Raw genomic sequence first — 22,926 nt, forward strand, 5'->3', positions numbered from 1 at the left:
GAACGATGAACAGAAAAAGAACCTAGCGATGATTATCATCACTAGGTTCTTTTTTTAGTCATTATAGGCAATGGAAGCAGATGCTTTGGACTCGCCTGAGTCACTGACAGCCGTTACTTTGTAGAAGCCATTGTAAGCTGCTGCATAATAATGAAACTCTGTTCCGCCTTCTACCGTGCCAAGTTTGGAGTAGGTGCCTTTTTCCTTGTTGCTATAGTAGACGTTATATTTTTTGACTTTTTCTTTCGCAGCATTTGCTTTCCAAGTGAGCACAATGCCTGCTCCGTCTGCTTTGGCTTTAAGTCCGGTTGGAGCGCCTGGTGAATCCTTCGATGTCGTGTTTGGCGGTTCAGTTGCGCCAGTAGGTGGAGTGGATGCACCTGGGGCACCTGGGATCTGCGTGCCATCATCGGATGGGACAAATAGCGAATCCAGTGAGCTTCCGTCGGTATAGGCCGAACGGCTTGGAGCTGATTCTTTACCGGCAACATCGACAGCCGTCACATAGTATCCCATTAAACTTGATGCAGGGATCGTATCAACAAATTTCGAATCCGCACCGGCTAAAACAACTTTGCCGCCTAATAGCTGGAACTTGCCGCGGTTATCCGAACGATAAATGCGATAACCGACTATATCCGGGTTCGGGGTTGGCTGGAAGGTGATGGAGACCGTTTCTCCGGACTTTGTTGCTGTTATATTCGTTGGAGCAGTGGGCTCTTTGCCGTCATCAACCCTTGGATCAGTTTCGGAAGGAGCATCGTCATCATAATCGGTTGGTTTGTAATTATCGATTGGCTTTCTGCTTTTCTCAGGAAGCTTATTCAATGCGTCTTGAACTTCCTTGAGCAACTGAGAAATCGATTTTTGGCGTTTAATAACCGTTTTTTCTTGAACGAAATCTACCGGCGTTTGATCCTGCGCAATGTAGTTCAAGCCGTTGTAGGAGCTGATTTTCATCCGCACCATGACATTGTCGACTTCCGTAGGCACATATTTCTTGTTGAAGATATCGGTCACTTGAAGATTCGAGCTTGTCGTTAATTCGCTTGGCAATTTGCCTGATAAGCTGGATACAGTTGCCGATACGATACCATCAGGTTTGGCGAACGTTTTGGTAGGGAAGAGCTCTGGCTTCTGTTCGATCGTTTTATTCATGATTAAGGCCCAGACGTCTTTGGCGTGATTCGTTTGCAGCGTTTTGGAAGAGAGCTTATTGATAGGTTGATCATAACCAATCCAAACGCCGACCGTAATATCCGGTGTAAAACCCATGAACCATGCATCAGCATCATCTTGTGTAGAGCCTGTTTTACCTGAAATCTCGATTTTGCCGTAAGATTTATACTTTTTCATGAGATCGGTAGCGGTACCTTGGCTAATCACCGTTTTCATCATATCCGTAATCAGATACGCGCTTTGCGGGGAGTAGACCTGAGTTGGCTTTTGATCATGAGAATAAATCGTCTGGCCGTTCGAATCTTTGATTTCGCGAATCATGAATGTTTCATTGTATTGTCCTTTGTTCGGGATAGAAGCGTAGGCTCCAGTCAGCTCTCTGACGGAAGTACCGCGGCTTAATCCGCCGATTACCCCGGTTTGGGCGTAATAATCTTCTTTTTGAATAGAAGTAATGCCTAGCTTTTTCGCAAAATCCCAGGCGTCGTTAATACCGACTTTATTCAAAAAGATATCGATGGCAGGGATATTGTAAGACTGGTTCAATGCTTTTCTGGCTGTCATCAACCCGTGGAACTTGTGATCCCAGTTCTCTGGCAGATGGAAACCTTTGACGCCGTCTTTGAGAATGATCGGAATGTCATCCACAATACTTGCCGGTTGAATGACTCCTTTTTCTAAAGCTGGAATGTATGCGGCGATGGGCTTCATCGTTGAACCTGGCTGTCTATACGCTTGTGTAGCGTGATTCAGCTGTTCATCAAAGAAGTTCCGACCCTCGATCATTCCTTTGATAGCGCCTGACTTGGAATCGATCATGATCGCGCCGACTTGCTCAATGCCCTTTTTCTCATCGTTTGGTGCAAAGTTCTTATCGTTGCTTGAGATTTCGTGCATGGAATCATAAATCGTTTTGTCGATCGTGGTGTAAATTTGATAACCACCGCGCAGCAGCTGAGTATGTATGCCTTTCAAAGCTTCATTATAAGCGGCTTGATTTTTGGTAGGATCAAGGTCTGGCTTTTGAATTTTCAGCAAAATCTCGGCTGCTTCCTGCTCCGTCTCAATCATCAGATACGGATAAGTCGTGTACGCTTTTTGAGCGGCAGATGGCATGGATCCTTTCAGATCAAACTTGAGAGCGGCTTGATATTGCTCGTTCGTTATTTTCTTTTCTTCGAGCATCCGTTTCAGTACCAGCTGTTGCCTGGTAACAGCCTTTTTGAAGCCATCTTCATCAAACTCCGGTTTACTTGTGAATGCCGAGTACTGAGAAGGGGATTGCGGCAGTCCAGCCAGATAGGCGGCTTGGGCTACGTTAAGCTTGCTCAGATCATCAATGTCGAACAGACCTTTGGCAGCCGCTTTAATTCCATATAGGTTGTAACCGGTTGAGCCGTTTCCATAAGGGATTTTGTTCAGATAGGCGAGCAAAATCTCATCTTTGGACATCAGGCGTTCCATCCGCAGAGCAAGCAGCAATTCTCTTGCTTTACGGCCATCATCTCGATCCAACGTTAAAAATACCCGTCTGGCGAGCTGTTGTGTAATCGTACTTCCTCCGGTTTGGACTTCTTCATTCAGCAGTTTCTGTGTCACTGCCCGGTAAAGTCCCCGGAAATCAATTCCGTGATGTTCGTTGAAGTCTTTGTCCTCAATGGAAAGAACAGCATCTAACAATACTTGCGGAATATCATCCAATTGAGCGAGACGCCGATCTTCTTCGGTTCGCAATTGTCCAATGACCGTGTCGTCATTGAAGTAAGCAAAGCCGGTTATTGCGTTTTCCTGCATCTGCTGGCGAATTTCTTCCTCGCTGCGGACAGGATCTTTTTTGACCAGTGCACTGACATATCCAAATGCCGCGGAGCCGCCCACGATTCCTGCTAAAAAGGCAGAAATGAGCGTCCATTTTAACGTAATTCCGATTACTTTAAATGTCGTTCTTACCCAAGGGCGATTGATTTTGGCGAAAAAATTACGCATAAGTTCCAATATCCTCCTTACATGAACCCTAATAGTATACCATAATTGCCCTCCCAGCGGTAATGATGTGTCGAAGAAAGGTGGTTGCATCGTTTGACAATTGCCGGAAATCTGTGATATAAATTGTATCAAATGCGTAGAGAGATCAGCAGTAGGTAGCTTGTGGATGCTTTCAGAGAGCCGGTGGAGGGTGCGAACCGGTACCTGCAGGTTAGTGAATTACGGTCTGGAGCAGTGAATGGGAACCTGCAGCAACAGAAGCTGCATTAGTAGTGTTTGCCGATTAAACCCCGTTACAGGTTCTTGAGTGAAAATAGTTAGCCGTACACGGGCGTTGTTCCTATAGATGTACGTAACTGCTGTTTTAATTAGGGTGGTACCGCGAGTCAAGTCTTCTCGTCCCTTGTGGATAAGAAGGCTTTTTTGTATGCCCACATAACAAAGGAGATGGATGAACATGTCGATTTTGAAGGATTTGGAGTTTCGTGGATTGCTTCATCAAATTACAGACCGCGAGGGCTTGGACAAGAAGTTAAGCGAAGAGCGAGTCGTCTTGTATTGCGGGTTTGATCCGACAGCGGATAGCCTGCACATCGGCAGTTTGCTGCCTATTTTGACATTGCGCCGTTTTCAATTGGCGGGTCACATTCCTCTGGCACTCGTAGGCGGAGGCACTGGCTTGATTGGAGATCCTAGTGGTAAAGCGAATGAGAGAACCTTGAATGGGCCAGAAACAGTTGAAGCATGGTCCCAAAGCATTAAAGGTCAGCTATCTAGATTTTTGGACTTTTCATCGGATATCGAAAATAGCGCGGAGCTAGTCAACAACTATGATTGGCTTGGGTCTCTGAATGTGATTGAATTTTTGCGAGATGTGGGTAAAAACTTCACAGTCAACTACATGCTGGCGAAGGATTCCGTTGACTCCAGGATCACAAAAGGTATTTCTTTTACGGAATTCAGTTACATGATTCTGCAATCCTACGACTTCTTGAAACTGAACGAAACGAAAAACTGTTCCTTGCAGATCGGTGGAAGTGACCAGTGGGGCAATATCACAGCCGGTCTTGAACTTATTGGCAAAACAACGGAGAGCAGAGCTTACGGCGTAACCTTGCCGCTCGTGACCAAAAGTGACGGACAAAAGTTCGGTAAAACAGAAGGCGGAGCGATTTGGCTGGATGCAAGCAAAACGTCCCCTTACCAGTTCTACCAGTTCTGGTTGGGTACGGCGGACAACGATGTTATTCGCTTCCTGAAGTATTTCACGTTTATCAGCCACGAGGAAATTGAGCAATTGGAAGTCGAGGTCCAAACTCAGCCTGAGAAAAGAGAAGCGCAGAAATTGCTTGCTCGTGAAGTTACGAAGCTTGTGCACGGGGGAGACGCCCTGGAGAGCGCGCTTAATATTACAGCGGCATTATTCAGTGGCAATATCCAGGAACTATCTCGTACAGAGATCGAGGAAGCCTTTAAGGATGTTCCGTCTTCGACACTAGAACAAGAGGATATGCCTTTGGTGGATCTGCTTATTGCTGTAGGGGCTGCACCGTCCAAACGCCAAGCTCGTCAAGATATTGAAAGCGGAGCTGTGACGGTTAACGGGGTCAAAATAACAGAGCTTGATGCGGTTGCCAAGGACCTGGGCAGACTCGGAGAGTCTTACATCGTTATTCGCCGCGGCAAAAAGAACTACTATCTGGCGCAGTTTAAATAAAATAAACCCCTTAGGAAATTCCCTAAGGGGTTTGCTTTTATTAACGGCTGTAGAACTCGACGATTTGTTTCTCGTCAATTTCTTGAGGAAGCTCAGCGCGCTCTGGCAAACGGATGTATTTGCCTTCTACTGCTGCATCGTTGAACTCAAGGTAAGTTGGCAGGTGGTTACGGTTAGCAAGAGCTTCTTTCACAGCGGAAAGGCCTTTGCTTCTTTCGCGAAGGGCGATAACGTCACCAGTGGATACGATGTAAGAAGCGATATCTACTTTTTTGCCATTTACAGTTACGTGACCGTGAGAAACGAGTTGACGCGCTCCTGCACGGGAGTTGGAAAGACCAAGACGGTAAACCAAGTTGTCCAAACGGCTCTCAAGCAAGATCATGAAGTTCTCACCGGCGATACCTTTAAGTTTGGAAGCTTTGTCGAACAAGTTGCGGAATTGCTTCTCGTTCAAGCCGTACATGTGACGAAGTTTTTGTTTTTCATTTAATTGAACGCCGTAGCCGCTCATTTTTTTACGTTGTCCCGGGCCGTGTTGACCTGGAGGGAATGGGCGTTTCATGTCTTTGCCGTTACCACTTAAAGAGATACCAACGCGGCGGCTTAATTTGAACTTAGGTCCTGTATAACGTGACATTTAGGAAAAACTCCTTCTTTTTAACAAATAGTTTAGTAGATAGCATCTAGATGTCAGGGTGAAGACAAGTGCCTGGTTTTGCTTACGAATCATAATGTGATTCCCTGACAAGAGTAGTTCAGCCGCTGTCTTGGCAGGAGCAAAAGCAGTGAGGGTGATCACAAATGGCATTCACCGAAATCATGTTGTTACTCGACTTCTAATTTTATTAAAAAGCGGGGCAAGTGTCAAGTCTCAATCCGTCAAAACAAATCGAAAATATCGTGCAATACCAGTCGAAAAATAGTATGATAAATGTGGTAACATGTTAGCCTGGATCAAAAGAACTATATAGTTTGTTAGTGAGGAGAGCCTATGAGTGAACCGCTTCGTAGTATGAAACAACATAGTTCGGCAGAGCACTTCGAAGAGTTTCTTCGGCAAGGACTTGTTCTTCCTAGCAACTTTTCCTATGGAGAATTCAATACGGATCAAGCGCTGCAAGATGCATTTGAGTATTGGGTTTATCAATTTGGACAAGCGATGCTACCGCATCAAACCGCATTGTTGTGCGTAAATAGGGATCTTCGTGTCATTAACGCTTGTTTGAATAACGCCCCGTTTATGGAGGAATACTCGCAGACAGGAGTGTCTTGGAACTTTGCTGAACGAGAGGAGAATCCTTTAGCCAGATGTTTAGCCATTCCTCGATTACATGTGATGTCTGGCGAAGAACTGGATGTTTCAAGGCAGAGTTCGATGTATGCTGCCGCTATTCCGGTCCTGGACTCACAAAAACAACCCATTGCCTATCTGGGACTATTCTCCCATTTTCTTACAGAGACTAACGGACTTATTCAATTGCTTTACACCTTGTCAATCTCCTTTCATAGCTGTGTACAAAGCATTGAGGATCGTCGCCGATATGACCATCTCTTGCTGCAAAATCAGCAAAGAGAGCTTGATTTTAAAAAGCATGACATTTTGTTTGAAGCCTCTAAAAAGCTGCATGCCAAAATTGATGTTGACTCGGTGCTGACGGAGGCAATTGAATGCATGTACCGCGTGTACCCGCATATTCAAGTCGATCTGCTGCTCTCGCAAGATAACGATTCAACGAATCTGTCCGTTAAGCCCTTGAATTTTCAAAGTATTGAGAATGACATTTGTACGCGCGCCTTTATGGAAAGCACCGTGGTCTTTGAGCCGACGAAGGGCAGCGAAGGGCCAAGTACGGGGAAAGTAGCGGCGCCATTATCCGGCAAGCAGGGCGTGTATGGCGTTTTATATATGCAATTTGAGCATGATTTGATTCATGCCACCGATTTGCAATTTATTTCAATGCTCGCCGATACGGCAGGTTCGGCATTTGAGAATGCGAAGCTGTATGAGCAGTCGAATGTCATGATTAATGAGCTTCGCTTAATTAATGAAATTACCAAGCAACTTAACCAGAGCTTGCGGTTGAATGAAGTTTTCAGCTCGGCTTCCAGTGAGATTTTAAGCATCTTTGGAGCCGATTTTTGCTGCATTTTGCAAACGGATCAAGATTCGGACAAATTAATTCTGCAAGCCACGAACCTGCCTGCGTTGTTTCAAGAGACTTTTACGATGGATCAGGGCTTCTCCGGGCAAATTTGGAGGACGAAAGAAGCTGTTATCATTTCGGATTATCTGGCAACCCATAAGGTGAAGTCTAAATTCATGCAGTTAAGCAACGCCAGATCGCTCATCGGATCGCCTATTTTAGTGAACGGCCGTGTAGAGGGTGTCATTCTCGTGGCGCATAACAAGCCGAATTTCTTTTCCTACGATAACTACAAATTATTGCAAGTGCTTTCCGGGCATATCGGTTTAGCCATGACGAATGCTTCTTTGCATGCGGAAGTGAAACGTATGGTTATCACGGACAATTTAACCGGCCTTTATGCGCGTCACTATTTGGATGAGCAAGCGAATTTGCTGCAAAAGAAGGATTTCTGCGGTTCGCTAATCGTTGTAGATATCGATAATTTCAAACGCATTAATGATACGCACGGCCATCAAATTGGCGACAAAATATTGATTCAGGTGAGTCAAATTATTAAGACCTGTATTCGCGAGAGCGACATCGCGGCCAGATGGGGCGGTGAAGAGCTCGCCGTATACCTGCCTCAAGTCGCCAAAGATCAGACGATTCGCATTGCAGAGCGCATACGTACAAGAGTTCTTAAGGAAACCAGTCCGCAAGTGACTGTTTCCTGCGGGGTATCCGATTGGAACTGGGAAGAGGATAAGATCAGCGTTGAATCCTTGTTCTATCGGGCGGATATGGCGCTGTATCAAGCTAAAAACAGTGGGCGTAATCAAATTAAAGTCGGCTAGCTTTCCACAAAAACCACTTATCTATAGATAGGTGGTTTTTGCTTTTCATAACGTTGCAAAAAAAGGGCAGACTAGCTTCAGACACGCATGCTTTTACCCTACTTTTCTCTTCCTGAACTAACGGTAACATGATACAATGGTTTGGTTAAGGGAAGGATGGTCGAAATTTGTCAGTGGCTAACAGAAAGCGGATACTTTCAATTCTACTTATTATCATTTTAGTCGGTTTTTTGGTTTATTTTTTCTTCTTTAACCACATAGGCATTAAACTTGCTCACAGCAATATGAGGCAGCTGTCTGATCATTTGAATGATCTTGGTTGGCCCGGCAAAATCATCGGCATGGCTTTGATATTTGCTCAAACCTTTTTTCCGTTTATTCCTTTTGTGCTGGTAGCCGGGACGAATGTTGCGCTTTTTGGGATTAAAGTAGGGTTTTTGGTCAACTATATCATGTCTTGCCTAGGAGCAATTGCCTCTTTTTATTTTGCTCGTTATTATGGACATGCCTGGGTAGAGAAGAAATTAGAACGATTTCCGCTTGTTACTCAGTTCAGCCGCCGCATGGAGCAGCGTGGATTTGTCTATGTACTTTTAGGGAGATTGATTCCGATTTTGCCGTCATCGGCAATTAACTTTGCTGCAGGACTCACGCGAGTACGATTCACTCAATTTCTTTGGGGCACTGTCATTGGGAAACTTCCCATCGTTTTTTTAGAATCCATGATTGCACACGATTTATTTCATTTTCACAAATATAAAGGAAGACTTCTCCTTCTGCTCGGTATCTTTGTCGTCTTAATTCTTGTTGGTAATGGTGTGAAGAAGGTGCTGGCACCCAAATCGAAATAAAAGTGTTGGAGAATGCAGGAAATTTTCTAGTTGCGCTTTGTCACCTATCCAAGTTATCATATAGAAAGCAAGGCGACCAACTCATATGCAAATAAATGGAGGAATGAAATATGCCAAGTGCTAATAACGCCGCAATTGTTGAAATTTCACAAACAGCTAATAAATTTAGATCATCCATCGTTCTCCAATATGATAATAAGTATATCGATGTGAAAAGTATTTTGGGGTTGTTTACAACTCTGCTTAGCTCCAGCAAATATGATTTGCACGTTCACGGTCCAGATGAGCAAGAAGCGAAAGTCGCTATGGCCGAAGTTTTCGCTAAGCATGATCTAGGGGTTAATGTTGTAGAAGACTAGAATAATGCCTGATGAAGGTACTCTCAGAATCTCTGAGGGTACCTTCTCTTGTATATTGGAGCAATTTCGCTTAATATAGATACATATAAGGACGGATGACTATGCGTATAGGGGGAAGTGGAATGTCTTCATCTGATCTGTTGTTGGACATGAATCAAAAAGCGCTTAATCTTCTTCAAGAAGATGCAGATAAAATCGAAAAGCTGATCGAAGTACAAATGGAAAATTTGACAACACGTCAATGCCCGTTGTACGAAGAGGTTCTAGATACGCAAATGTACGGTCTGTCTAGAGAAATTGATTTTGCCATTCGTGCGGGACTTATTTCCGAGATGCCAGGCAAGCAAATTCTCAGTAAGCTTGAACGTAACCTTGCTCAGCTATATGAAGCGCTGAATAACAAAAAGTAACCCATCATTCGGGTTACTTTTTTTTGTTTAGCGTATGTAGAGGTGATACACGAACGTTAGACGAGGAAGAATACGACGCCCAGGATGATGTAGACAAAGAGCAGGAGGAGACCTTCATACCAATTGGTTGAACCATCCTGTGTGATGGATTTGGTGATGAAGACGGCGACCCCGATGGCGGCGATCTCATAGGTTGTGAAGACGATATTCATTGGCGTGCCGCTCATGAAGAAGCTGACCAACACTAGCACTGGAGCTACGAATAGCGCAATCTGCAAGGAGCTGCCGATGGCAATTTCAACGGCTGCACCCATTTTATTTTTCATCGCCATCATAACGGCTGCGCTGTGTTCAGCTGCGTTCCCGATAATCGCTACGAGGAAGGCCCCGACAAAGAGCTCCGAGAATCCGAATTTATGTGTAACCTCCTCCAAGGTGCCAACCAGCCATTCGCTCGTGAAAGCAACCATGACGGTGGATAGAACGAGGAAGAGAATCGATGTTGTTTTGGACCAAGCAGCCTCGCCGTGCTCAATGGATGCATCGGAAAGTATGCTTTTGTGGGTAACCATGGAGAACAACAGCCAGAGCAAGTAGGCGACTATGAGTAAAATCGCGACGATCATGCTCATCGTCGAAGTTTCTTTAGACGTTAATCCTCCCGTAAAAATCGCTGGAATGAAAAGCGCCACGACACCGAGAATCATCAAGGACGAGTTGTGGGAAGCCAGCTTGACGTTAAACGACTGCTCTTTGAACTTAAGTCCTCCTGCAAAAATACTAAGCCCGAGCACCAGCAGGAGATTCCCGATGATAGCCCCGGTAAGGCTGGCCTTCACGATATCGTACAAGCCGTCCTTCACAAGGAAGATGGCGATGATTAGCTCTGCTGCGTTGCCAAACGTGGCGTTAAGAAATCCACCTACCCGTTCGCCAGCATAATGGGCCACACTTTCAGTCGCTTTGCCCAGGAATCCGGCGACAAAAATAATCGCGATACAGGCAATGACGAATTGCAGGGTTGTATTCATATGCATGTAGTGTGCAATCCCTGTCAATACAAAAGAGATGATTAAACCCGCATAAAACAATTTACCTTTCAATGTACACCCTCCGACCCTTGAAATATTGGAACTTTTTTACTTCTTTTTACTATACCCACTTTGCCTGATAAAGTAAATTCGATTTGGACATTTGCGGCAGTTCTTGCTTTCATCTATTGAACTTATTACAATAGATTTATACCAGAGTGGAGAAGTTTGGCATTCCATTCAAAGAACCCTATATTAGGAGTTGATCCATATGTCCGAAGACAATCAAACCGGTTTAATTCGTATTTCTGATGATGTAGTATCCACAATAGCAGGTCTAGCAGCTCTTGAAACGGCTGGCATAGCAGGAATGTCTGGCGGCATTTCAGAAGGCTTAGCTAAGCGCTTGAGCGGTAAAAACGTGCAACGAGGCGTATCAGTAGAGGTAGGTCAAGTGGAAGCTGCCATCGATTTACGCGTTATCGTCAATTACGGTTCCCGTATTCAGGATGTATGCAGGGATCTCCAAGAGAACGTTCGGGAAGCTGTCGAGAATATGACAGGTTTAAATGTGGTTGAAGTGAACGTTAAAGTAGAAGGCGTTGCTTTCAGAGAAGAAGAACTTGCAGACGATCCTCTTCGTGTAAAATAAAAAAAAGACCCAATCGAATTTCGTGTCGATTAGGGTCTTTTTTTGGTAGCTGGTTCTTCTTTGCGTATTTGTTCCCTAGATATACTAAGTATAATGCCCATACTGATCAGAGAGACCATCATGGAAGATCCTCCGGCTGATATAAAGGGGAGCGTTACCCCGGTTAGGGGAATGGTTCCTGTGACGCCTCCGATATTAACAAAGGCTTGAAAGCCGAACATCACCATAATTCCTACCCCTGCTAGCATGCCGAACATATCCGGACTGCGAACGGCAACAAGGATACCCCGCCAAATGAAGAAAATGAAAATAAGAATAAATAGAGAGCTTCCTATAAATCCTAATTCCTCACCGATAATGGCAAAAATAAAATCGTTATGTGCCTCAGGCAAGTAGTGCAGTTTCTGGATACCTTGTCCGAAGCCAGCCCCTCGAAAGCCGCCGTGTCCAAATGCGTATAAGGACTGGACCACTTGATGTCCGGCACCTTGGGGGTCCGAGAAAGGATCCATAAACGAAGTCAAACGGTCAATTCGATAGTTATTGCCATCGGAGCCGCCTTTTAACATATAAAGGGCTACGCCGATTGCACCAAGGGTAAGCAAGCTTGTCCCCAGCATGAAGATGTGCTTCAAATTGGAGCCGCCAACCATAATCACGATGGCCGAACAAATAAAAAGAATCATGCATGAACCAAGATCCGGCTGAAGCATGATCAGGAAACAGACGAATCCGACAACAATCAAGGCGGGGAGAAGCCCCTTTTTGAAATTGCGGAAATTCTCCTCCTTATTGCTGATTAACGAAGCCAAATACAGAATGACAATCAACTTGGCGAACTCTGTGGGCTGAATGCCGAATTTACCAAGCGTGTACCAACTGCTGGCTCCGTTTGCTTTGGTCGTGAAGATAACGAAGATTAGGGCAATCACGATAAAGAAGAACGCTGGGATGACAAGCTTTTTGAGCTTCGTGTAATGGAGATTCATGCAAAAGAGCATGCCGATGGTTCCAATCCCGACTGCGATTAACTGTTTTTTCGTGAATGCCCAGGGATCTCCATAATAAGCGCTTGTCATCGAGCTTGCACTGAAAACCATGGCCAGACCGAAGCATACAAGCACAAAGGTTAATAGAAGCAGCAGAAAATCCGGCGTTCCTCTTCGAGGTGGATTCATGCTGTATCCTCGCCTAGTCCGCTAATAATTGCTTCAGCTGATCCAATTTTTGCTTGGAAAGTTTGAGCACGGATTCAGGAATTGGTGAATCGTAGTCCAAACCATGCGGGAATGTTTCTCTGCCTATGTATGCGTCCTCTAGAAACAAAATGGCGTAAGGAGACTCCAGTTTGCCCGATTCTACACGTGTGTTCACGCGCAAGAAGTATACGGATTTGCTTGCTTTATCTTCCATTTTGAAATCATAAGTAGCACGAGTGTATTCCCACTGCCAGCGCACGAAACCTAGCTTCGTCGTTACTTCATCCAGGTGAGCCAGATCGCTTTTTAAGCCTTTTAAGCCAGTTGCTTCAATAATCACTTATAACGCCTCCATATTGTACGTATGCATTCTTTATTCATGATAGTATGTTTCCAATGGTTCTGCAAGTCGATAGCTTTGTCTAATTTCTAATATTTGATGGCACTTTGGAGATGAAACTGGCGCATTAATTTGGTAGAATAGGTTCAATCACTTAGGCAAAATATGAAATACCTACATATAAGGATGAGCGGAGGAGTTATCTATGATTGATTTTCAAGCGGACTTACAAGCCATTTATGAAGAAATGGTTGGTTGGAGGCGCTATCTGCATCAAAACCCTGAACTCTCCTTCCATGAGTACCGGACGGCTGATTTCGTAGCAACCCACCTTCGCAGTTGGGACATTGAAGTCCGTCAAGGCGTTGGCGGCAATGGCGTTGTCGGGCTTCTTCGCGGCGGCGAAGACGGACCAACCGTTGCTCTGCGAGCCGATATGGATGCTCTTCCTATTCAAGATGAGAAAAACTGCGCATATGCATCGCTGACCAAAGGAGTTATGCATGCCTGCGGCCATGATGCCCACACATCAACTCTGCTCGGGATTGCCAAGGTTGCAAGCAAGCGCCGGGCTGAGCTGAAGGGCAATCTGGTTTTCCTGTTCCAACACGCGGAAGAAATCACCCCTGGCGGGGCTGATGCTATGATCCAAGATGGAGCGCTTGAAGGTGTCGATGCTGTGTTTGGCGTACATCTGTGGACACCATTCCCAGTAGGCAGTGTTTACTCCAAAGCGGGTCCATTAATGGCAGCTCCCGATGAATTTACCATTCAGATTCAAGGGAAAGGCGGTCACGGCGGCTTGCCGCACCAAACCATTGACAGCATCTATGTGGCTTCTCAATTAGTTGTGAACCTGCAATCGATTGTAAGCCGTCAAGTAGATCCGATTGAACCATGCGTTGTAAGCATCGGCTCCTTTCACGGAGGGACGAGCTTCAACGTCATTGCAGAAACAAGCTCGTTAAGCGGGACTGTCAGGACTTTTAACGCAGAGCTTAGACAAGATGTCAAGCAGCGCATCGAACGGATCGTGCAGTCCACTTGCGAAATGTATGGAGCGGCTTACGAAATTGATTACAAGCTGGGCTATCCAACGGTAGTGAATGACGCGAATGAAGCTAGTCGATTCTTTAAGGTAGGAGCTGCATTATTTGGGTCAGAAGCTACGCAGGAATCTCCACTTATTATGGCCGGAGAAGACTTCTCTTATTATTTGCACCATCGGCCGGGCTGTTACATGTTTGTTGGAGCGGGCAATGTCGAAGCGGGGATTATCCATCCGCACCACCATCCCAAATTTGATATCGATGAGAAGTCCATGCTGAATTCGGCAAATTTGCTGCTTGGAATGGCTTTGGATTATATGGCATGAATGCCGTCCATCCTTTGGAGAATGCTATGTCTGTAAGACAACTCTAAGGGAGGGATCGTGGACATGGCTGGGAAAACAGTTCGGGATATTATGAGTAAAGATTGCGTGACAGTGACTTTGCAGGATAATGTATATGAAATTGCTTTGAAAATGAAACAACACGATATCGGATTTGTTGCCGTTGTTGACGGTAAGAAGCTCATTGGTGTTGTAACCGACCGTGATTTGGTTGTCCGCGGATATGCGGAAAAGCATTCAGGTTCTACGGCCGTTGAAAAGGTAATAACGAAGGATATTGCAACGATAGATTCGAATACTTCTATTGAAGAAGCAGCCAAAATTATGGCGAAAAACCAAATCCGGCGGCTGCCGGTTGTTGAGAACGGCGAGCTCGTTGGCATCGTAGCCATTGGAGATCTGGCTGTGCGCGGCAGCTTCGAAGATGAAGCCGGCCAAGCACTCGGCAAAATCTCTTCCGACAAAACGCCGGTTGGAGCAAGATAAAGGATTAACAAGATAAAGGATTAATCTGAGTATTTTGGACCGGGCATCCGGTCCTTTTTACTTGGCGAAAGCTTGGAACTGTCAAAGTTCGCAATAAGGTGGTCAATCTGCGACAAGATGCGAACTGCTGAAATATGCTACATTGGTAACGTGTTCAATTAATTGTGAATCTGACAAGAAAAAGGTGAGTACATATGGAGAAGGTTAGGATTGGTATTATCGGTCTGGGCAACATGGGAACTGGACATGCCAAATATTTGGTGAAAAACGAAGTAAAAGGCGCTGAATTGACAGCTATATGTGAATTCAGAGCGGATCGCTTGGAATGGGCGAAAGAAAACCTAGGTCAGGATATCCAATTATTCGACAATCTTGACGCATTTCTGAACTCAGGCGCTATTGATAGCGTACTGATTGCGACTCCACACTATGATCATCCCGAAGTAGCGATAAAAGCTTTTAAAGCTGGACTTCATGTTCTGTGTGAGAAACCGGCAGGCGTATATACGAAACAAGTGCGCCAAATGAATGAAGCAGCTAAAGAGTCAGGCAAAATCTTCAGCATGATGTACAACCAACGTACAAATCCTTTATATAAAAAGCTCAAAGATCTGGTGGAATCCGGTGAGCTCGGCGAAATCCGCAGAACCAACTGGATCATTACGAACTGGTACAGATCCCAAAGCTATTACGATTCAGGCGGCTGGCGCGCAACATGGGCTGGTGAAGGCGGCGGTGTTCTGATTAACCAGGATCCGCATCAGCTTGATTTGTGGCAGTGGACAATTGACATGATGCCGAAACGTGTTCGCGCGTTCTGTTACTTCGGGAAACACCGCAATATCGAGGTAGAAGACGATGTAACAGCATTCGTTGAGTACGAAAACGGCGCGACAGGGTTATTCGTTACGACAACAGGGGAAGCTCCGGGAACAAATCGTTTTGAAATTTCCGGCGACCGCGGAAAAATTGTTATTGAAGACGGCAAGCTGACATTCTGGCGTTTGCGTGTTTCCGAAAGAGAATTTAACGAAACATTCAAAGGCGGATTCGGTCAACCGGAATGCTGGAAAATCGATATCCCAATCGAAGGCAAAGAAACAAGCCACATGGGAATTACCCAAAACTTCGTTGATGCGATTCTTCACGGCACACCACTTGTTGCTCCAGGGGAAGAAGGCATCAAAGGCTTAATGCTTTCCAATGCAATGCTATTGTCCACGTGGACAGACAACTGGGTGGATCTGCCGATTGACGAAGACCTGTTCGAGCAACATTTGCAGGACAAAATCAAAAATTCCACTGTTAACAAAGAAGCTGGCTATAAAACTTTTGATGTTTCCGCTTCAAGATAAATAAAACTGACCATTTGACCCTGTCGATACATGGGTAAGATCGTGGAGGAATTCGGATATGCAAAAAAGCGATGGAATGAATTATGCACCAAAAGGTAAACCGAACATCGTCGTGCAAAAAGGTGAGTTCGTCTTCGCAGCAATTGCCTTAGATCATGGTCATATCTATGGGATGTGTAATGGTTTATTGGAAGCTGGAGCAGAACTGAAATGGGTCTACGACCAAGATCCTGCGAAAGTAGCAGCTTTCATTGCGAAATATCCGCAAGCCAAAGCAGCTTCTTCGGAGCAAGAAATTTTCGATGACGCGGAAGTTAAGCTGATTGCTGCGGCTGCAGTTCCATCCGAGCGTGGACCGTTAGGTATCCGGGCGATGGAGAATGGCAAAGACTACTTTACAGACAAAACGCCATTCACTTCGTTGGATCAACTTGCCTCTGCCAAAGCTAAGGTAGAAGAAACTGGCCGTAAGTATGCGGTTTACTTCAGCGAACGTCTGCATGTAGAAAGCGCTGTGTTTGCCGGCCAATTGATCGAAGAAGGCGCTATTGGGCGCGTTGTTCAGGTAATTGGTCTTGGGCCGCACCGACTGGGTGCTGCAGGCCGACCGGATTGGTTTTTCAAAAAAGATAAGTATGGCGGTATTCTGTGTGATATCGGCTCTCATCAAATTGAGCAATTTCTGCATTATGCGGGATGCAAAGATGCTACCGTGGTAAGCAGTAAAGTCGCGAACTACCATGCGAAGGATTATCCGGAGCTGGAGGATTTCGGTGACGCTACGCTTGTTGGGGATAACGGGGCAACCAACTATTTCCGTGTGGACTGGCTGACACCGAGCGGTCTTGGAACATGGGGCGACGGACGCACGCTGATTCTGGGAACAGAAGGATATATTGAGCTTCGTAAATATATTGACATCGCGCGCGATCCGCAAGGAGATCAGTTGTACCTGGTCAATCAGCAAGGCGAGAAGCACTATAGTCTTCATGGACAAGTAGGGTTTCCTTTCTTTGGCCAATTGATCCTTGATTGCATCAACCGTACGGAGAACGCTATGACGCAGGCTCATACGTTCAAAGCAGCAGAGCTCTGCTTGCTTGCACAGGAGAAAGCGATTCGCGTTGAATAGAAATTATCAAACGGGTAGTCCGGCGATCACCGCCGGGCTGCCCGTTTTGCTTTTTTATGAATAAAACAGACAGGCCAGATAGGTTTAAATCCAGTCCTTTCCTTTCATACTAGTGAGAAAGGAGATGGCAACCAGTGAAAGTAGATCCTACTCGTCCTCTGATCGTACAAAGCGATTTGTCAGTCTTATTGGAGACGCATCATCCCGAATTCGAGTCCGTTCGGGGGGTTCTATCCCGTTTTGCGGATCTCATCAAAAGCCCTGAGCATCTCCATATGTACCGGATTACACCGTTATCGCTGTGGAATGCAACAGCTGCCGGGATGCCGATCGAACAAATGTCAGCTTGTTTGCAGCAAAATGCGAAATTCGGCGTACCGTCCTCTGTGCTAAGCGGGATTCGTAAATATGCAAACCGCTATGGCTTGTTGCGCATGGAAGACGTCGGCGACGAACTCTATCTCGTTAGCGATGATACGGTCATACTAAGAGAAATTCGTACGTACGATTCGCTGAAAAAATATTTAGAAGATACCCGCGGCGAGCGGGCTATTGCTATTTCGCCGGCATATCGCGGCGTGTTGAAGCAGGAATTAACCAAACTCGGCTTTCCAGTTGAAGATTTGGCTGCATATCGGAGCGGCGAATTTCTTCCGATTCAGCTGCGCGACGATGAAACAGTGGAAGAGCCTTTTCAGCTGCGCGACTATCAAAAGAGTGCCGTGGATGCCTTCCATCGCATCGGAGAAGGGGGAAGCGGCGTTCTTGTGCTGCCTTGCGGGGCAGGTAAAACGGTGATTGGTATCGCCGCCATGGCAAGATGCAGTTGTGCCACGTTGATTCTTACGTCGAATGTCACATCCGTAAAGCAGTGGAAGCGGGAAATTTTAAGCAAAACAGGGCTCGGCGAAGACCAGGTCGGCGAATATAACGGAACAACAAAGGATGTACGGCCAGTCACTATTGCAACGTATCAAATCCTGACACATCGTGGGAATAAAGAAGATGACTTCGCTCATATGCGTTTGTTCAGCGAGAGAGAATGGGGGCTTATCATTTATGATGAGGTGCATCTTCTCCCTGCTCCTGTTTTCCGCGCAACAGCGGACATTCAGGCGACCCGCAGACTCGGGTTGACCGCTACGTTAATCAGAGAAGATGGGCGAGAGGAAGATGTATTCTCTTTAGTGGGGCCTAAGAAGTTTGATATGGCATGGAAAGAATTGGAGTCGCAAGGTTGGATCGCTAAGGTTACCTGCCAGGAAGTGCGCGTTCCGCTCTCCGAAAGCGATCGTGACCTGTACGGCGCTTCCAGCGCAAGACAGCAATTTCGGATTGCCGGGGAAAATAGCGCCAAACAACAAGTAATTGACCATTTGCTGCGGCTCCATGCCGATGAACCGACTTTGATTATTGGTCAATATATTGATCAATTAGAGCAGATTTCAGCTCATACCGGCGCGCCGATGATCAGCGGTTCAATGGCCTATGAACACAGAGAGGAGCTGTATGATCAATTTAAAAAGGGGCAGCTGCCCTTGCTTATTGTCTCAAAGGTGGCTAATTTTGCCGTTGATTTGCCGGATGCCGCGGTGGCTATTCAGGTTTCCGGCAGCTATGGGTCACGCCAAGAGGAAGCTCAGCGCCTGGGGCGCATTCTTCGCCCGAAAAGCAGCGGCGCGAATGCAGCCGTATTTTATTCCATCATCAGCGAGGATACCAAAGAGCAGGACTTTGCCATGAAGCGTCAATTGTTTCTGGTTGAACAAGGTTATGAATATTGCATTAAGCGTTGGAGTCCTGAAACGAAAGATCGTAAAGGAGAACAGTATGAGATATGAGCATGTCGTGAGTCGAATGCCGGAAGCCTTGAAGCAGCTTATTTCCAGCCAAACCTGGTGCTCATCTTACATCAAAGAGGGAGTTTCACTGCCTGATCTGCTGACGGACCGGAAATATCTCTTAAGACTGCTGTCTCATTTGTCAGTAGATGAGAAGAATACCCTCCGTCTTATTCTTAGCGCATTCGGTTGTGAGTCGTTCACATACGCTGCGCTTGAAAAGCAAGCGGGTCTCCGTATGGCCGGCGCTCAAGTCGCCATTGGCCTGGTAGGCCTTAGACGTGCAGGCGTTATTGCCGCTTTCCGCAAAGCCTGGGGGGAGCAGCTTTTTGTGCTGCCTGAGGATGCTTTTGAGGCATGGCAGGGACTGCTTTTTCCTTCCGTAAAGCTTAAGACTATGGTGGATGAAAACGCGCTAGAGTTAATACCAGCGGGGTCTACCCAAGCGATTGGCTCGCAGGAGGAAGAAGCAACCGTGCATCCGCGAGGTCTTGCCCAGCAGCTTTTTCACTTTATGGTAGCGTGTTCGCAGCAATCTTCACTTCCCCTGACCAACAAAGGGACATTACATAAAAAGCAAATCTTGAAGCTAACTCAGCATCTCACGCTTCCGAATGACTTGCTGCGCGCCGCGGGAATTACCTACGCATTCAGGGATATTTACGATGACGGTGCAGCACTGATGTTAGAAATGGCTATTCGAATGGGATTCATTTCGGGGCAAGGGGATCAGCTGGTTGTGTGCAAGGACGCTTTCCTGACATGGCTGGATGATCGCTATGAGAGCCAACAGAAGGCGCTTTACGGCGTTTGGCGGCAGCTGCAGCTTCCTGCACCTGTCTGGCTTCAACTTGGCTTAGCATGGATGGAGAGGGCGGAAACAGGCCAATGGGTTGAGCTGGATGCTATCGTTGGAGCGATTATGGCCTGCTGCTCCGAATACGATACGCTGAAAGAAGCTGATTCACTTTCGCGTGCGCTCTTCTCTTGTTGGATTGCGCCGCTGTCCATCTTCCGTTTTGTTGAGCTTGCTGCCGATAAAGAAGGCGGTATATGGTTTCGCTGGCTGATTTCACTGAGGGAGGAATGGGAATCAGAGGCGGGAATCAGCGATGACCCACCCGATGTTGCGGAAAAACAATCGACATCTTCTTCACTTTATGTGCAGCCCGATTTTGAAATTCTGCTGCTTCCAGATGTTTCGCTTCGAACGGAATGGGAGATCGCGGCGTTCGCCGACCTTAAGCAAACGGATCATGTTCGTACTTACCGGATGACAAAAGAAGGCTTTTATCGCGCCTGGGAAATGGGGCAAAGTAGTGAAGAGATCATCTCCATGCTGCAAGAGAATGCGTGTTATGATATTCCTGAGCCAATAACCTTAACGCTGCGGCAATGGGGGGAGCAGACCGGCAAAGTGCATTTTGAAGAAGTGACGCTGCTTCGCTGCCGATCGAGCGACATTGCAGACGCCCTGCTTAGAAACGAGAAATGCAAGCCGTTTCTTCGGGAACGTGTCGGCGCGGCTGATTTTGTAGTGCCCAAAGCGCAGCTCCCTCTGCTTACGAAATGTTTAGAAAGTATGGGCTATAACCCTAAAAGCAGCCGTAAGGATAAGGATGATCCGGGAGTCAATGCTGCCAAGGGTTCATATGGCAATCAGACACCTGGTTTATGTTATTCCAGAGATTCCATCCAGCTATATGAGATGGATGCCGAGCTCCCCGAAAGAGATGGCTTATACCCGGACATGAGGGATATTCCGTCAAGTTGGCTGCATGACTTTCGTTCTTACCATGGTTCCACGCGTAAAGAAATGATTCGCAAGGCCATTGAATGGAAGAGCTGCTTACAGCTGCGCAAAGAAGGGCAGAACCGCTTCATCATTCCTAGAAGTTTGCGCGAAGAACGCACAGGTTGGATCCTGGAAGGCCTAGAAGAATTGCAAGAGATTGCATGGTCTGGCGAGGATTGGGAGGAAATGAAATTGATTTTGCCGGGGATTAATGATAAGGATATCTAGAGAAAAGGAAGAAACTCTTGAGGAACTGTGGTATAGTAGAGATGTCAGATACTCTTTAAGAGGAAGGAAGTTGAACATAGGTATGTTACAGACGATGGAAACAGAAACGATTGATATGTCGGCCGTTCTTATGCAGGCCTATGACATGGGTGACATGATTAATTCCTCTGCTGAAGTGGCAGATTATTTATATTGGAAGAACGCTGTTGAGAACAGTGCGGAAGTGAAAGAGCTGAAAGCCGTCTTTGCAAGGAAAAAAGATGCTTTCGAAGAATGCGAGCGTTTCGGGCATTATCACCCGAGTTATCACGAAGCATTGGCTGCTGTGAACGAGGTTCAGGACAAGTTGCATCAGGTCGAGGCTGTTCGCAGATTCAAAGAAGCGGAGGATCGCTTGGACGATTTACTGTTCACCGTATCCACGACGATCGCTCACGCCGTATCTGATTCTATCAAAGTTCCCAGCAATAACCCGCTGCCAACCGGCAAAGGATGTTCCTCCGGCGGAAGCTGCAGCGGCAATTGCGGTTAACCCATGTTACAACTGGAAATCGGGGCGGATGATTCCGACCTCGGTTCCTTGCCAGTTATGAACGGTAGGCGTGTGAAATGCAGCAAGCTTGCTGACTTCGGATGCCGAAAGCAGATCTAACTGCTTTAGCGCTTCAACGACAGCAGGATATAGCGCTCGCTGATTACCGTCTTCAATCTTCAGCACAAAACCCAAACCTTTATCGGGAACCGTTAGTGCGAAAATACCCTCAGCACCCATTTTGCCGATGATTCGGCCTTGCGTGGCTTCGATTAACTGCGTATCGAAGCGATCGTTGCCTGCTAGGAATTGAGGATATTTTCGCACCGCGGCGACGATTCTCTGGCAAGCGTTTGCACGGACTTCAGGCAGCGCTTCCGGACTTCCTAGCCGGGCGAATGCAAGGGCTAGATGATGGATCGGCATGCCGAATACGGGCACTCCGCAGCCGTCGATCCCGAGCTCCATCTGCGATTTGGGGATGTCCGACATGGCGCACACCGCCTCCAGCATAAGCTGCTGCACAGGATGCTGCAGGCTCATGTATGTATCCGGTGATGCACCGAGGTGCGCACAAAGCGCCAGCATGCCGGAATGTTTGCCAGAGCAGTTGTTATGCAGCGTGGTCGGCGCTTCTCCCCGCTCCCGCATCGCCTGCGCGGTCGGCGCGTGGTAGGGCTCATGAGCACCGCACTGCAGGTGCTCGTGGTGGAAACCGAGCTTGCCCAAGATGCCTTGGGCAGCGCTCACGTGCTCGGCTTCCCCGTTGTGGGAAGCGCAGCACAAAGCGATTTCGGCCTCACCAAGGCCGAAATGATCCGCCGCGCCGGACTCGATGACCGGCAGCGCTTGAATGAGCTTCGCCGTTGAACGGGCGAAGGTAAGGAGCTGTGGGTCGCCTGCGCCGTGCAGCAGCGAGCCCTTGGTATTAACGACCGCGAGATGAACGCGGTGAACACTTTCCGTTATGTTCCCGCGGTATACGCGGACAATGGTGTTAGAAGGCTTCATGTAAGGGTATCACTCCATACTAGGATTATTGAAAAGAGGTTGCAATCATGATGATTGAGCGTAGCGGGTTAATCATTTGGGTTAACGATGTTAAAGCCGCCAGAAACTTGGAAAGATTCGGTTCGCTTCATTACATATCCAAGAAAATGAATTATGCGGTTCTTTATATACATGCAAGCAAAGTTGAAGAAACGACTCGCAGCTTACTTAAGCTGCCCTACGTCAAAAAAGTAGAGAAGTCATATCGCAACGAAATCAAAACCGAATACAGTAGTGAAGTACCGGACAAAACTAGATTTTACACCCTTTGAGGCTGTAGTGCAAAACGAAAGCTTCGGAAGAAGCTTTTTTTATTTTTTGAATTTTTAGATAATAAGCATTTTTTCATGAATTCACAAATATTTATTAATAATTTTATATATTCTTACATGGGAAAAAAAGTTATA

The 22,926-nt window shown here is 46.5% G+C and carries 20 protein-coding genes and 1 other annotated feature; of the genes, 14 read left to right on the top strand and 6 right to left on the bottom strand.

Annotation, left to right across the window (positions count from 1 at the left end; translation table 11 throughout):
* Positions 1-54 precede the first annotated feature (54 nt).
* Positions 55-3,165: a transglycosylase domain-containing protein gene (locus PCH02S_RS08980; RefSeq protein WP_127452156.1), complete on the bottom strand. Its 3,111-nt coding sequence runs from the start codon at positions 3,163-3,165 to the stop codon at positions 55-57.
* Between the two features lie 128 nt (positions 3,166-3,293).
* Positions 3,294-3,572, top strand: a binding site (T-box leader).
* Positions 3,573-3,622: 50 nt separating this feature from the next.
* Between PCH02S_RS08980 and tyrS the strand changes: the two genes are divergently transcribed.
* Complete coding sequence (gene tyrS / locus PCH02S_RS08985) at positions 3,623-4,882, top strand: tyrosine--tRNA ligase (RefSeq protein WP_127452157.1); 1,260 nt, start codon at positions 3,623-3,625, stop codon at positions 4,880-4,882.
* 40 nt (positions 4,883-4,922) lie between these two features.
* Here tyrS and rpsD read toward each other — a convergent pair whose 3' ends face one another.
* Entirely contained in the window at positions 4,923-5,522 is a 600-nt protein-coding gene (gene rpsD / locus PCH02S_RS08990) for a 30S ribosomal protein S4 (RefSeq protein WP_127452159.1), read from the bottom strand.
* A gap of 354 nt (positions 5,523-5,876) precedes the next feature.
* On the opposite strand from rpsD, the gene PCH02S_RS08995 reads away from it, so the two are divergent.
* The 4 genes from PCH02S_RS08995 (at position 5,877) to PCH02S_RS09010 (ending at position 9,485) form a co-directional block, all read left to right on the top strand.
* The gene (locus PCH02S_RS08995; RefSeq protein WP_246068999.1) at positions 5,877-7,865 is read left to right on the top strand and encodes a sensor domain-containing diguanylate cyclase; all 1,989 of its coding nucleotides are present in this window, start codon (positions 5,877-5,879) and stop codon (positions 7,863-7,865) included.
* A gap of 173 nt (positions 7,866-8,038) precedes the next feature.
* Positions 8,039-8,716: a TVP38/TMEM64 family protein gene (locus PCH02S_RS09000; protein ID WP_246069010.1), complete on the top strand. Its 678-nt coding sequence runs from the start codon at positions 8,039-8,041 to the stop codon at positions 8,714-8,716.
* A gap of 110 nt (positions 8,717-8,826) precedes the next feature.
* A complete protein-coding gene (locus PCH02S_RS09005) occupies positions 8,827-9,075 on the top strand; it encodes an HPr family phosphocarrier protein (protein WP_127452161.1) in 249 nt (82 codons plus the stop codon).
* 122 nt (positions 9,076-9,197) lie between these two features.
* Entirely contained in the window at positions 9,198-9,485 is a 288-nt protein-coding gene (locus tag PCH02S_RS09010) for a YlaN family protein (protein ID WP_056833125.1), read from the top strand.
* Between the two features lie 56 nt (positions 9,486-9,541).
* Here PCH02S_RS09010 and cax read toward each other — a convergent pair whose 3' ends face one another.
* On the bottom strand, positions 9,542-10,588 hold the full coding sequence (cax, locus tag PCH02S_RS09015; protein ID WP_127452162.1) for a calcium/proton exchanger: 1,047 nt from the start codon (positions 10,586-10,588) through the stop codon (positions 9,542-9,544).
* Positions 10,589-10,787: 199 nt separating this feature from the next.
* On the opposite strand from cax, the gene PCH02S_RS09020 reads away from it, so the two are divergent.
* A complete protein-coding gene (locus PCH02S_RS09020) occupies positions 10,788-11,168 on the top strand; it encodes an Asp23/Gls24 family envelope stress response protein (protein WP_127452164.1) in 381 nt (126 codons plus the stop codon).
* Positions 11,169-11,197: 29 nt separating this feature from the next.
* On the opposite strand, the gene ftsW is transcribed toward PCH02S_RS09020, so the two are convergent.
* Positions 11,198-12,346 (bottom strand): putative lipid II flippase FtsW, encoded by a 1,149-nt coding sequence (gene ftsW / locus PCH02S_RS09025; RefSeq protein ID WP_127452166.1) that lies wholly within the window; start codon positions 12,344-12,346, stop codon positions 11,198-11,200.
* Positions 12,347-12,359: 13 nt separating this feature from the next.
* A complete protein-coding gene (locus PCH02S_RS09030) occupies positions 12,360-12,707 on the bottom strand; it encodes a YugN family protein (RefSeq protein ID WP_127452168.1) in 348 nt (115 codons plus the stop codon).
* A 205-nt stretch (positions 12,708-12,912) separates the two neighbouring features.
* Here PCH02S_RS09030 and PCH02S_RS09035 point away from each other — a divergent pair, with 205 nt between their 5' ends.
* The 7 genes from PCH02S_RS09035 (at position 12,913) to PCH02S_RS09065 (ending at position 21,469) form a co-directional block, all read left to right on the top strand.
* The gene (locus PCH02S_RS09035; RefSeq protein WP_127452170.1) at positions 12,913-14,082 is read left to right on the top strand and encodes a M20 family metallopeptidase; all 1,170 of its coding nucleotides are present in this window, start codon (positions 12,913-12,915) and stop codon (positions 14,080-14,082) included.
* A gap of 63 nt (positions 14,083-14,145) precedes the next feature.
* Positions 14,146-14,586, top strand: coding sequence for a CBS domain-containing protein (locus PCH02S_RS09040; protein WP_127452171.1), 441 nt, complete (start codon positions 14,146-14,148; stop codon positions 14,584-14,586).
* A gap of 194 nt (positions 14,587-14,780) precedes the next feature.
* A complete protein-coding gene (locus PCH02S_RS09045; protein ID WP_127452173.1) occupies positions 14,781-15,941 on the top strand; it encodes a Gfo/Idh/MocA family protein in 1,161 nt (386 codons plus the stop codon).
* A 58-nt stretch (positions 15,942-15,999) separates the two neighbouring features.
* Positions 16,000-17,073, top strand: coding sequence for a Gfo/Idh/MocA family protein (locus PCH02S_RS09050; protein ID WP_127452175.1), 1,074 nt, complete (start codon positions 16,000-16,002; stop codon positions 17,071-17,073).
* A 134-nt stretch (positions 17,074-17,207) separates the two neighbouring features.
* Complete coding sequence (locus PCH02S_RS09055) at positions 17,208-18,914, top strand: DNA repair helicase XPB (RefSeq protein WP_127452177.1); 1,707 nt, start codon at positions 17,208-17,210, stop codon at positions 18,912-18,914.
* The gene (locus PCH02S_RS09060) at positions 18,904-20,937 is read left to right on the top strand and encodes a helicase-associated domain-containing protein (protein ID WP_164819480.1); all 2,034 of its coding nucleotides are present in this window, start codon (positions 18,904-18,906) and stop codon (positions 20,935-20,937) included. The genes PCH02S_RS09055 and PCH02S_RS09060 overlap by 11 nt, the downstream gene beginning before the upstream one ends.
* A gap of 82 nt (positions 20,938-21,019) precedes the next feature.
* Complete coding sequence (locus PCH02S_RS09065) at positions 21,020-21,469, top strand: YlbF family regulator (protein WP_127452411.1); 450 nt, start codon at positions 21,020-21,022, stop codon at positions 21,467-21,469.
* Positions 21,470-21,475: 6 nt separating this feature from the next.
* On the opposite strand, the gene PCH02S_RS09070 is transcribed toward PCH02S_RS09065, so the two are convergent.
* Complete coding sequence (locus tag PCH02S_RS09070) at positions 21,476-22,480, bottom strand: asparaginase (protein ID WP_127452181.1); 1,005 nt, start codon at positions 22,478-22,480, stop codon at positions 21,476-21,478.
* 47 nt (positions 22,481-22,527) lie between these two features.
* Between PCH02S_RS09070 and PCH02S_RS09075 the strand changes: the two genes are divergently transcribed.
* Positions 22,528-22,791, top strand: coding sequence for a YlbG family protein (locus PCH02S_RS09075; protein WP_127452182.1), 264 nt, complete (start codon positions 22,528-22,530; stop codon positions 22,789-22,791).
* Positions 22,792-22,926: the final 135 nt, after the last annotated feature.

Origin of the sequence: Paenibacillus chondroitinus NBRC 15376 (genome assembly GCF_004000765.1) — a bacterium.
In the GTDB taxonomy this organism is placed as follows: domain Bacteria; phylum Bacillota; class Bacilli; order Paenibacillales; family NBRC-103111; genus Paenibacillus_E; species Paenibacillus_E chondroitinus.

Excerpts from the sequence above, each read along its gene's own strand:
- PCH02S_RS08980 (WP_127452156.1), bottom strand. The coding sequence starts at position 3,165 with ATGCGTAATTTTTTCGCCAAAATCAATCGCCCTTGGGTAAGAACGACA.
- tyrS (WP_127452157.1), top strand. The coding sequence starts at position 3,623 with ATGTCGATTTTGAAGGATTTGGAGTTTCGTGGATTGCTTCATCAAATT.
- rpsD (WP_127452159.1), bottom strand. The coding sequence starts at position 5,522 with ATGTCACGTTATACAGGACCTAAGTTCAAATTAAGCCGCCGCGTTGGT.
- PCH02S_RS08995 (WP_246068999.1), top strand. The coding sequence starts at position 5,877 with ATGAGTGAACCGCTTCGTAGTATGAAACAACATAGTTCGGCAGAGCAC.
- PCH02S_RS09005 (WP_127452161.1), top strand. The coding sequence starts at position 8,827 with ATGCCAAGTGCTAATAACGCCGCAATTGTTGAAATTTCACAAACAGCT.
- PCH02S_RS09010 (WP_056833125.1), top strand. The coding sequence starts at position 9,198 with ATGTCTTCATCTGATCTGTTGTTGGACATGAATCAAAAAGCGCTTAAT.
- PCH02S_RS09020 (WP_127452164.1), top strand. The coding sequence starts at position 10,788 with ATGTCCGAAGACAATCAAACCGGTTTAATTCGTATTTCTGATGATGTA.
- ftsW (WP_127452166.1), bottom strand. The coding sequence starts at position 12,346 with ATGAATCCACCTCGAAGAGGAACGCCGGATTTTCTGCTGCTTCTATTA.
- PCH02S_RS09035 (WP_127452170.1), top strand. The coding sequence starts at position 12,913 with ATGATTGATTTTCAAGCGGACTTACAAGCCATTTATGAAGAAATGGTT.
- PCH02S_RS09040 (WP_127452171.1), top strand. The coding sequence starts at position 14,146 with ATGGCTGGGAAAACAGTTCGGGATATTATGAGTAAAGATTGCGTGACA.
- PCH02S_RS09045 (WP_127452173.1), top strand. The coding sequence starts at position 14,781 with ATGGAGAAGGTTAGGATTGGTATTATCGGTCTGGGCAACATGGGAACT.
- PCH02S_RS09050 (WP_127452175.1), top strand. The coding sequence starts at position 16,000 with ATGCAAAAAAGCGATGGAATGAATTATGCACCAAAAGGTAAACCGAAC.
- PCH02S_RS09060 (WP_164819480.1), top strand. The coding sequence starts at position 18,904 with ATGAGATATGAGCATGTCGTGAGTCGAATGCCGGAAGCCTTGAAGCAG.
- PCH02S_RS09065 (WP_127452411.1), top strand. The coding sequence starts at position 21,020 with ATGTTACAGACGATGGAAACAGAAACGATTGATATGTCGGCCGTTCTT.
- PCH02S_RS09070 (WP_127452181.1), bottom strand. The coding sequence starts at position 22,480 with ATGAAGCCTTCTAACACCATTGTCCGCGTATACCGCGGGAACATAACG.
- PCH02S_RS09075 (WP_127452182.1), top strand. The coding sequence starts at position 22,528 with ATGATGATTGAGCGTAGCGGGTTAATCATTTGGGTTAACGATGTTAAA.